The sequence below is a fragment of the Prevotella pallens ATCC 700821 genome (assembly GCF_000220255.1).
Classification (GTDB): Bacteria; Bacteroidota; Bacteroidia; order Bacteroidales; family Bacteroidaceae; genus Prevotella; species Prevotella pallens.
The window spans coordinates 1,329,137-1,338,729 of sequence record NZ_GL982513.1 but is presented as its reverse complement, the minus strand read 5'-3'; the positions used below and the strand labels follow the sequence as shown (position 1 = coordinate 1,338,729).

Below are 9,593 nucleotides of genomic sequence, written 5' to 3'. Positions count from 1 at the left end.
AAAGCCTTAACTTTAGCATTGAATGACTCGGCATTTGCATTCGTTGCTCTGTTTACAAAGAAATTGAGTATGGTTTGATAATGATTTTCAAACGTGTCAATCACTGTGTAGAAATTGTCTACTCCCAGCTCTTCAACCTCATTAAACCATTTTGCCAACTTCAGCCTTGCAGCATCCTTAATGCTCTTGATGTTATAAATATCAGTAAGTTTCATAGCCAAATCATATGCCTTTTTCAGTGTCGGATAATGTTCAAAGATGATTTGTGCCCTACCTTTCTGTGTTTCAGTCCACTTGGTCTTGTGCTTGGTCAATATGAACTTTGCTCTGGCGAGCAACTGCTTACGCGTGTCCCCATTGCTGTATCTAAATGGTATATATTCCTTACCCTTACTTTTAGCTTCTTTTATCTCCTCATTCTCTTTATCTCTTGCCATCCATCGGTAAGCGATACGCATGTCATCCAGAGCATCATAATATAGTTTCTGCACATGAAATCTATCATTGGTAATAAGTGCTTTGGGAAAAACAGAGCGGGCTATGCGCATCATAGAAGATGATAAATCGAGTGTTATCTCCTTGACAGTATTTCGTTTAGAAAGGTCTATCTTCTTGAGAACCTGAATAACGTCCTCTGCCTTAGTCCCTTTAACCACAGCTACCAAAGTCCCTTTTCTGCCCTTTCCCGCCTTGTTGGTCAGAAAAGTATAAACCTCGCCACTGCTTAGACAGGTTTCATCAATACTTAGACTCTCTCCTATGTTATCTTCAAACAATAGCCAGTCTTGAGCATGATCCAACTGATCCCAGCTACGATAATCACTGAAATGTTCCTTGTACTGTGTGGATAACAGCTTGCCATTTACGCCATAGTGAGCACCGATGCTTGCGATGCTCTCTGCAGTAGACTCAATTCTATTCTTTTAAAAAAGAAACGAACTCGGGGGATAGTTTACTGCCCTCAGCCGTCAAATCATCATATGAATAAGTAAATATCTCTCCGTTGGAACTGTCACGCCACTTGCGACGCCGAACATGGAGGTAAACTGCTTTGCCACGAAGGGGGAAGTCCTGAATAACACGCTCGCTGGTAAAACCATAACTGCTTACGGTGCCTAGCTTATGGTCTGACTTTTCCATAAAGTTACGCTCGTCAAGCCAAAAATCAAACTGGGTAACATTCTCTTGAATATCGACCACATCAAAGTAGTCGGCAAGTACATCTGGAAAGATGCAACGTAATAATTGGTGACTCTTCATGATGCAAAGGTAATAAATACTTATGAAATTATGTGCTTAAGAGTATAGGCTTGCAACTGGGTTTTAGGACTGACCCAAAATACAAAGCAATTAGAGTCGGAAAGAAGCTAATTCTTTCTGACTTTTTATATATTAGAAATGAAACTGAAATTGGAAATGTGAGCGGAATACGGGAATCGAACCCGCCTCCCAGGCTTGGGAAGCCCGTGCACTACCGATGTGCTAATTCCGCTTGTATGTATTTATAATAACTCTATTATTATAAAAGTAGCCTTTGTAGTATCTCTATTAAAGAGCCGATACCCGGACTCGAACCGGGGACCTACGCATTACGAATGCGTTGCTCTACCAACTGAGCCATATCGGCAAAAGCGAATGCAAAGATACATACAAAAAAGGAGAAATCAAAATATTTGTAGATATTTTTACTTGCTATTAAAACAATATTCTGTTTAACAATACTTTGGTTGCTTTCTATTATAAACCTGCTATTTTATTTTTCAATTACGCTATATAGATAAATGTACAACATTATTTTTTACTTTCAATAATAATATTATTATGAGATAATAGAGTTTGTATTTTTTTATTTATTTTTGCAACCAAAATAATTATTCAAAATAACAGTAATGAGAAAAAGAAATTTATTTATTACAGCCATTCTATGTATATTAACTCTTTCTATACAGGCACAAGAAAATTATTATGGTAAGATTGTTGATAATAAACAGCAACCTATATCTTTTGCAAATGTAGCCTTACTTAATGCTAACGATTCATCGTTTGTTACAGGAGTAACGACAGATGAAGATGGAAAGTTCAATCTTTTAAATGTATCAAAAGGGTTATTAAAGATTTCTCGAATTGGATATAACGACCAAATAATAAATGCAAAGCCTAACACCCCCTTATCTGTAATACTTTCGTCAGCAATAACAAACTTAGAAGGAGTTGAAGTTGCATTGTGCAGACCTATAACACGTATAGAAGGCGACGCTTTGGTTACTTCCATAAAAGGAACCATTCTTGAGAACGTGGGTAATGCCAACGATGTTTTAGGACATCTACCAGGAATTATAACTACTGCAAAAGGCATAGCTGTATTCGGAAAAGGAAAGCCCTTAGTGTATATTAATGGAAGAAAGGTTAATAATGATAATTTGTTAGAACAACTTAAATCAAATAAAATTAAAAAGGTGGAAGTTGTTATGAATCCCGGTGCTCGTTATAATGCAACTGTCAATGCTGTGATACGTATTACGGCTGAAAGAGCACCCGGTGAAGGTCTTGCTTTTGATAGCACCACGAAATTAAGCTATTGTGATTATCTGAATGGTTCAGAGATAATCAATGCAAATTATCGTCGTGATAAGCTCGATATCTTTGCCGATTTGGAATATTCAAGGAAGAAAACGAAAGGAAGTAGTAACAATTTGCAGAATACATGGCTCGCGTCGCAATATACACAGAATGTTGATATGAGCCAGAAAGAAACTTCTAAACTGTATGATAGCAGATTAGGATTTAATTATACCATTTCGCCTGTTCACGCTTTTGGATTGTTCTATAAAGTTTCTCATAATCCAAAGGATTTTTGTTCGTTATATAATACACAATCGTGGATAAACAATATTTTGAACGATGAAAACAATGTAGTGGACTACAATAATGCCAAAATAACTACACATAATGTAGATGCATATTACACCAATCAGATAGGTAAATGGACTTTAAACACTACCTTTGATGTATTATGGAAGTATGCAAAAGGGAATGAGAATATTAACGAGACGCATCTTAATATAAGCAATCGGACGATAACTTCTACGGATAAGATTTCTTCTCGTATGTTAGCTGGCGAGTTCCATTTATCTCACCCCTTTTTGAAAGGGCAAATAAATTTAGGAACTGAAATATCTGACAGCCATCGTGATGAAAATTTTGTGAATATAGAGAATGTTCTTCCTTCTAATAATCTATTAATAAAAGAAATGAACACAGCCGTATATTTAGAAATGATGCAACGACTGGGTAAGATAGGCTTCCAAATTGGTGTTCGTTATGAACATATAAACAGTAATTACTATGAAAACAAACAAAAAATAGAAGAACAATCTCGTGTTTACAATAAACTCTTTCCAACAATAATGATGATGATGCCAATAAACAGAGGAATGGTACAGTTGAGTTATACTAAGAAATATAATCGTCCTTTGTATTCGCAACTTGGAGGAAGAGTATCGTATGTAAATAAATATCTTTATCAAAGTGGTAATCCAAATCTTCGTCCATCATACGTTGATAATATCTCGTGCAATATACAATATAGCTGGGTAATGCTTATGCTTAATTATGCACACACAACAGATAAGATAATTACATCTGCACTCGATTATGGTAACGGTAATGCTACTTTATTTAAAAATATGAATTCTGAATACAAAATGACAGAATTACAATTAGGATTGCAAGTATCGCCACAATTCAAACGTTATTATCCAGCTTTAATGGTAGGAATGTTTGTTCCATTCTATAAAGAAATGTATAAAGGAGAAACAAAGTCTTTCAATCGAGTTATCGGCATTGTTAAATTCAATAATATTATTTCTTTAACACCAACTTGTATGCTGAGTGCTGATCTTAGTTGGCGCAGTAAAGGCAATGCAGAGAATATGGATATGGCGCAGACTTGGCAAATTAATGCAGGCTTAATGAAACAATTGGGGAAAAATTGGAAAATGAAGCTAATGATTAACGACATATTTAATAGTGCTCGCAAAAATTGTTTCACACTTTATAGTGGAGTTCGAGAAATTGAGATGGCAAAGTTTTTTAATACTCGTTCTATTGAGTGTACATTAACTTATAGTTTCAACACCATTAAATCTAAATATAAAGGAAAAGGTGCTGGTAATAACGAGAAAGACAGATTATAGATAGTCATCAAAAATAATTCTAATTAATGTTCACTGAATTAATAAATCACTATATTCGTATACAGCAAGATCACAGTTCATAATTTGATTTATTGTTGAACTAAGGTACTATTCAGTAAGTGCACAACAAAGTTCCATAAGAAGCTCATTACATTCTTACTAACAATACTAGTTAAACAGTCTCTTCTACAAATAGAAAGAGGCTGTTTTTACATTAGGAAGTCGCAAATACCACTGTTTTAGCGGGATTATCTTTCAGTTTCTCTTATTTTATTTGTATCTTTGCCATATCAGTTGTACGATTTTTACTCTACGAAGATTAGCAAATGTAACAATTGTGTAAAACTCTGAACAATCTATTATTGCTCAAGAGTTAATAAGATTTTAGAAAAAGAAATAAGAACTAATAAATCATATAGTGAAAATGAAAGAAGAAGAAAAAGGAAAAACACCCGTAGTATCAACTTATAACAAGGATGATAAGCATTTTTGGGCGGCGTTCCTTAATTTGGCACGCCACAATGTCTATATTACAGTGAACCATATTAACAAGATACTGGGAGAAGGTGAAATCAACCGTGACGGATACGAAAATACCCTTGAGAAGAGTTGGAACGAAATTAAAGATATTAACAAGAAAGACCGACTAAGCAAACTGATAATAAAACATTTCCCATTCTTGGAAGTTACAACATATCAACGAAACTCTGCCGATACCACAAAACAAAAAGAAGAGAAACAAGCCGAAGCCCAATCTCTTGAAAGTCTGAAAAAGTCTTTTTTTGTTTTTATATATAAACTTCGAGACCTAAGAAATCATTATTCCCACTACAAGCATTCTAAATCTTTAGAAAGGCCAAAGTTTGAGGAAGATTTACAAGAGAAGATGTATAATATCTTTGATGCAAGTATCCAGTTAGTAAAAGAAGATTATAAACATAATACAGATATAAAAACTGAAGAAGACTTCAAGCATCTTGACAGAAAAGGACAATTCAAATACTCTTTTGCAGATAACGAAGGAAACATAACTGAAAGCGGTTTGCTCTTCTTCGTTTCCTTATTCCTTGAAAAGAAAGATGCAATATGGGTACAGAAAAAACTTGAAGGCTTTAAATGCAGTAACGAGTCATATCAGAAAATGACCAATGAAGTATTTTGCAGGAGCCGAATGCTCTTGCCAAAACTACGATTGCAAAGCACACAAACACAAGACTGGATATTGCTCGATATGCTCAACGAGCTGATACGTTGCCCCAAATCGCTGTACGAACGCCTGCGAGAAGAGGACAGAAAAAAGTTCAGAGTCCCCATCGAAATCGCAGACGAAGACTACGATGCAGAGCAAGAGCCTTTCAAAAACGCCTTGGTAAGGCACCAAGACCGTTTCCCTTACTTTGCATTGCGCTATTTCGACTATAACGAGATATTCACAAATCTTCGTTTCCAAATAGACTTGGGCACCTATCACTTCTCCATTTATAAGAAACAAATCGGTGATTATAAAGAAAGCCATCATCTTACGCATAAGCTGTATGGTTTTGAACGCATACAAGAATTTACCAAGCAGAATCGCCCCGATGAATGGAGAAAATTTGTAAAGACTTTCAACTCTTTCGAAACTTCAAAAGAGCCGTATATCCCAGAAACCACACCGCATTATCATTTGGAGAACCAAAAGATAGGCATTAGATTTAGGAATGATAACGATAAAATTTGGCCATCGCTCAAAACAAATAGCGAAAAGAATGAAAAAAGTAAGTATAAACTTGATAAATCATTCCAAGCAGAGGCTTTCCTAAGTGTACACGAGCTATTGCCAATGATGTTCTACTATCTGTTGTTAAAGACGGAAAACACTGATAATGACAATGAAATAGAAACAAAGAAGAAAGAAAATAAAAACGATAAACAGGAAAAACATAAGATAGAAGAAATCATTGAGAATAAAATAACAGAAATATATGCCCTTTACGATGCTTTTGCCAATGGTAAGATAAACAGCATAGACAAGTTAGAAGAATACTGTAAAGGCAAAGATATTGAAATAGGACATCTGCCCAAACAGATGATTGCCATATTGAAAAGCGAGCATAAAGATATGGCAACAGAGGCGAAACGCAAGCAAGAAGAAATGTTAGCTGATGTCCAAAAGAGCCTTGAATCTCTTGATAATCAAATAAATGAAGAGATAGAAAACGTTGAAAGAAAGAATAGCTCATTGAAATCTGGCGAGATTGCCAGCTGGTTGGTAAACGATATGATGCGTTTCCAGCCTGTACAAAAAGACAATGAGGGCAATCCACTGAACAACAGTAAAGCCAACAGCACAGAATATCAGATGCTGCAACGCTCGCTTGCGCTTTACAACAAGGAAGAAAAACCTACTCGTTACTTCAGACAAGTAAACCTCATAGAGAGTAGCAACCCTCACCCATTCTTGAACAATACCGAGTGGGAAAAGTGCAACAATATCTTGTCTTTCTATCGCAGCTATTTGGAAGCAAAGAAAAACTTTCTTGAAAGTCTAAAGCCAGAAGATTGGGAGAAGAACCAATACTTCCTTATGCTTAAAGAACCAAAGACCAACTGCGAAACATTGGTGCAAGGGTGGAAGAACGGCTTTAATCTGCCACGTGGAATCTTTACAGAACCCATAAGGAAATGGTTTATGGAGCATCGGAAAAACATAACAGTAGCCGAGTTAAAAAGAGTTGGCTTGGTTGCAAAAGTAATTCCTTTGTTCTTCAGTGAAGAATATAAGGACAGCGTACAGCCTTTTTACAACTATCTTTTTAACGTTGGTAACATAAACAAACCCGATGAAAAGAATTTCTTAAATTGTGAGGAACGTAGAGAACTATTGCGTAAAAAGAAAGACGAGTTCAAGAAGATGACGGACAAGGAAAAAGAAGAAAACCCTTCTTATCTTGAATTTCAGTCTTGGAATAAGTTTGAACGGGAGCTACGACTTGTGCGAAACCAAGACATCGTAACGTGGCTGTTGTGTATGGAGCTGTTTAATAAAAAGAAGATAAAGGAACTAAACGTCGAAAAAATATATTTAAAGAATATTAATACAAATACAACAAAAAAAGAAAAAAATACAGAAGAAAAGAACGGAGAAGAAAAGATTATAAAGGAAAAGAATAATATTCTGAATAGGATAATGCCAATGCGATTACCTATTAAAGTATATGGGAGAGAAAACTTCTCTAAGAACAAAAAGAAGAAGATAAGAAGGAATACTTTTTTTACCGTTTACATTGAAGAAAAAGGAACTAAACTCTTAAAACAAGGCAACTTCAAAGCTTTGGAAAGAGACCGCAGATTGGGTGGTCTATTCTCGTTCGTTAAAACTCATTCTAAAGCAGAATCGAAGAGTAATACTATCAGCAAATCACGTGTAGAATATGAACTTGGAGAGTATCAAAAAGCAAGAATCGAAATTATCAAAGATATGTTGGCGTTAGAAGAAACGCTGATAGACAAATACAATAGCTTGGACACCGACAACTTCCACAATATGCTTACTGGTTGGTTGAAACTCAAAGACGAGCCAGACAAAGCAAGTTTCCAGAACGACGTAGACCTCCTTATTGCCGTACGGAATGCCTTTTCGCACAACCAATACCCAATGCGCAATAGAATAGCATTCGCAAATATTAATCCATTCAGCCTTTCTTCTGCTAATACTTCTGAAGAAAAGGGACTTGGTATTGCCAATCAGCTGAAGGATAAAACCCACAAAACGATAGAAAAAATAATAGAAATAGAAAAGCCAATAGAAACTAAAGAATAAGATTATGGACTGTACATCAATATTACAAGATATGATTATTGCTTTAATTACTTCCTTATTTAGCTCGGCAACTATCATTTTTGCAGGCTACCGAACGTATCGCAATGCTATCAAGAAGCTACGTGAAGAGAGTATTGAGAACATTAAACGTGCGCACTATGAAGCTATACTGAAGGCACACCAAAGCATTTATAAATTGCTTAGGTTTACCACAGACACAGAAAATGACGACTGCATACTGGTGTGGGAACAGCCTAAGGATGGCGGAGAGAAAACTTATTACTTCAGACAAGCCAATATACGCCAATTCTTCAAAGAGCTAACCGAAGAGGTATACAACAAAGGCAATGGCATCTATCTATCAAAAGAGGTTATGTCGCTGATATTTAAATATAGAACCCTTGTTCATAAACTTTTGCTTGCTGAAAAGAACAACCCTGATGAGAAGATAATGATACATAATCGAGAGGTTGTAAAGGAAATGATAGAAATTAACCAGAGCCTCTCAATACAAATCAGAAAAGATATAGATTTACAACAACGAAATTTATATAACCATAATAAGAAAGGAAAAAAATACTGGTGGAAAAGAAAGAAACAAAACATATAAGAATCAAACAGTTAGGTTAGGTGCGTGGCATCTGCCTGCTGTTTGCAAGGTAAAAACAACCATAATTAAAATTTTTTATTTGTTTAACTGTTGCATCTGCCTGCTGTTTGCAAGGTAAAAACAACTATAGTAAATTATTCAAGTACTTTAGTTAGTTGCATCTGCCTGCTGTTTGCAAGGTAAAAACAACTTTCAACACTTTTTTTTAGTTGTCTTTTTGGTTGCATCTGCCTGCTGTTTGCAAGGTAAAAACAACTTTGTTATTCCCATTTTTTTAATTTTTAAGTTGCATCTGCCTGCTGTTTGCAAGGTAAAAACAACCTCTTAAGAGTTTTATAAACTTACATTGTGTTGCATCTGCCTGCTGTTTGAAAGGTAAAAACAACCTCTTAAGAGTTTTATAAACTTACATTGTGTTGCATCTGCCTGCTGTTTGAAAGGTAAAAACAACCTCTTAAGAGTTTTATAAACTTACATTGTGTTGCATCTGCCTCTGTTTGAAAGGTAAAAACAACTATAATAAACTTCATTCTTTTTAACTTTATGTTGTATCTGCCTTCTGTTTGAAAGGTAAAAACAACTAGACCATTTCGTTTTTGAGAATAAAAATGGTTGTATCTGCCTTCTGTTTGAAAGGTAAAAACAACTAGACCATTTCGTTTTTGAGAATAAAAATGGTTGTATCTGCCTTCTGTTTGAAAGGTAAAAACAACTTATTAACAAGTAAGTGTACAGAATGTGGAGGGTAAAAATAAATTGGGAAACATGTCTTTTAAGGAGAGAAAAAGGCAAGAAAAGTGGAAATAGTTTTCACAAGCAAAACTGTTGATAATTATTTCGTTATCAGTTTATTGTGAAATCTGTTTTTTCATGAGAAAGTACAGAATATACATAATACAAAACCGCCTCTTTTGAAATTCAAAAGAGGCAGTTTTGTGTCGTAAAATAGGCATTCTTGCGCTGCTATTTAGTCTACCCTTATAAA

5 protein-coding genes and 2 tRNA genes are annotated in these 9,593 nt (G+C 35.2%); 3 read left to right on the top strand and 4 right to left on the bottom strand.

Features of this window, described 5'->3' with window-relative positions:
• The 4 genes from HMPREF9144_RS05140 to HMPREF9144_RS05125 form a co-directional block, all read right to left on the bottom strand.
• Nucleotides 1–854 (bottom strand): ISAon1 family transposase (locus HMPREF9144_RS05140; RefSeq protein WP_442512529.1); only part of this gene is annotated, 854 nt, incomplete at its 3' end.
• A gap of 61 nt (nt 855–915) precedes the next feature.
• Nucleotides 916–1,260, bottom strand: coding sequence for an ISAon1 family transposase N-terminal region protein (locus tag HMPREF9144_RS05135; RefSeq protein ID WP_006044835.1), 345 nt, complete (start codon nt 1,258–1,260; stop codon nt 916–918).
• Between the two features lie 161 nt (nt 1,261–1,421).
• A tRNA-Gly gene (locus HMPREF9144_RS05130) sits at nt 1,422–1,492 on the bottom strand.
• A gap of 62 nt (nt 1,493–1,554) precedes the next feature.
• Nucleotides 1,555–1,627 (bottom strand) — tRNA-Thr (locus HMPREF9144_RS05125).
• Between the two features lie 262 nt (nt 1,628–1,889).
• Here HMPREF9144_RS05125 and HMPREF9144_RS05120 point away from each other — a divergent pair.
• The 3 genes from HMPREF9144_RS05120 to csx28 all read left to right on the top strand — a co-directional run bounded on the left by HMPREF9144_RS05120 (nt 1,890) and on the right by csx28 (nt 8,608).
• Nucleotides 1,890–4,196, top strand: a complete 2,307-nt coding sequence (locus tag HMPREF9144_RS05120) for a TonB-dependent receptor family protein (protein ID WP_006044834.1) — start codon at nt 1,890–1,892, stop codon at nt 4,194–4,196.
• A 424-nt stretch (nt 4,197–4,620) separates the two neighbouring features.
• Nucleotides 4,621–7,998, top strand: coding sequence for a type VI-B CRISPR-associated RNA-guided ribonuclease Cas13b (gene cas13b / locus HMPREF9144_RS05115; protein ID WP_006044833.1), 3,378 nt, complete (start codon nt 4,621–4,623; stop codon nt 7,996–7,998).
• Nucleotides 7,999–8,002: 4 nt separating this feature from the next.
• Nucleotides 8,003–8,608, top strand: a complete 606-nt coding sequence (csx28, locus tag HMPREF9144_RS05110; protein WP_006044832.1) for a type VI-B CRISPR accessory protein Csx28 — start codon at nt 8,003–8,005, stop codon at nt 8,606–8,608.
• Nucleotides 8,609–9,593 lie beyond the last annotated feature (985 nt).

Bases quoted from the DNA above. Each gene is read 5' to 3' on its own strand.
- cas13b (WP_006044833.1), top strand. From the start codon at position 4,621: ATGAAAGAAGAAGAAAAAGGAAAAACACCCGTAGTATCAACTTATAAC.
- HMPREF9144_RS05135 (WP_006044835.1), bottom strand. From the start codon at position 1,260: ATGAAGAGTCACCAATTATTACGTTGCATCTTTCCAGATGTACTTGCC.
- HMPREF9144_RS05120 (WP_006044834.1), top strand. From the start codon at position 1,890: ATGAGAAAAAGAAATTTATTTATTACAGCCATTCTATGTATATTAACT.
- csx28 (WP_006044832.1), top strand. From the start codon at position 8,003: ATGGACTGTACATCAATATTACAAGATATGATTATTGCTTTAATTACT.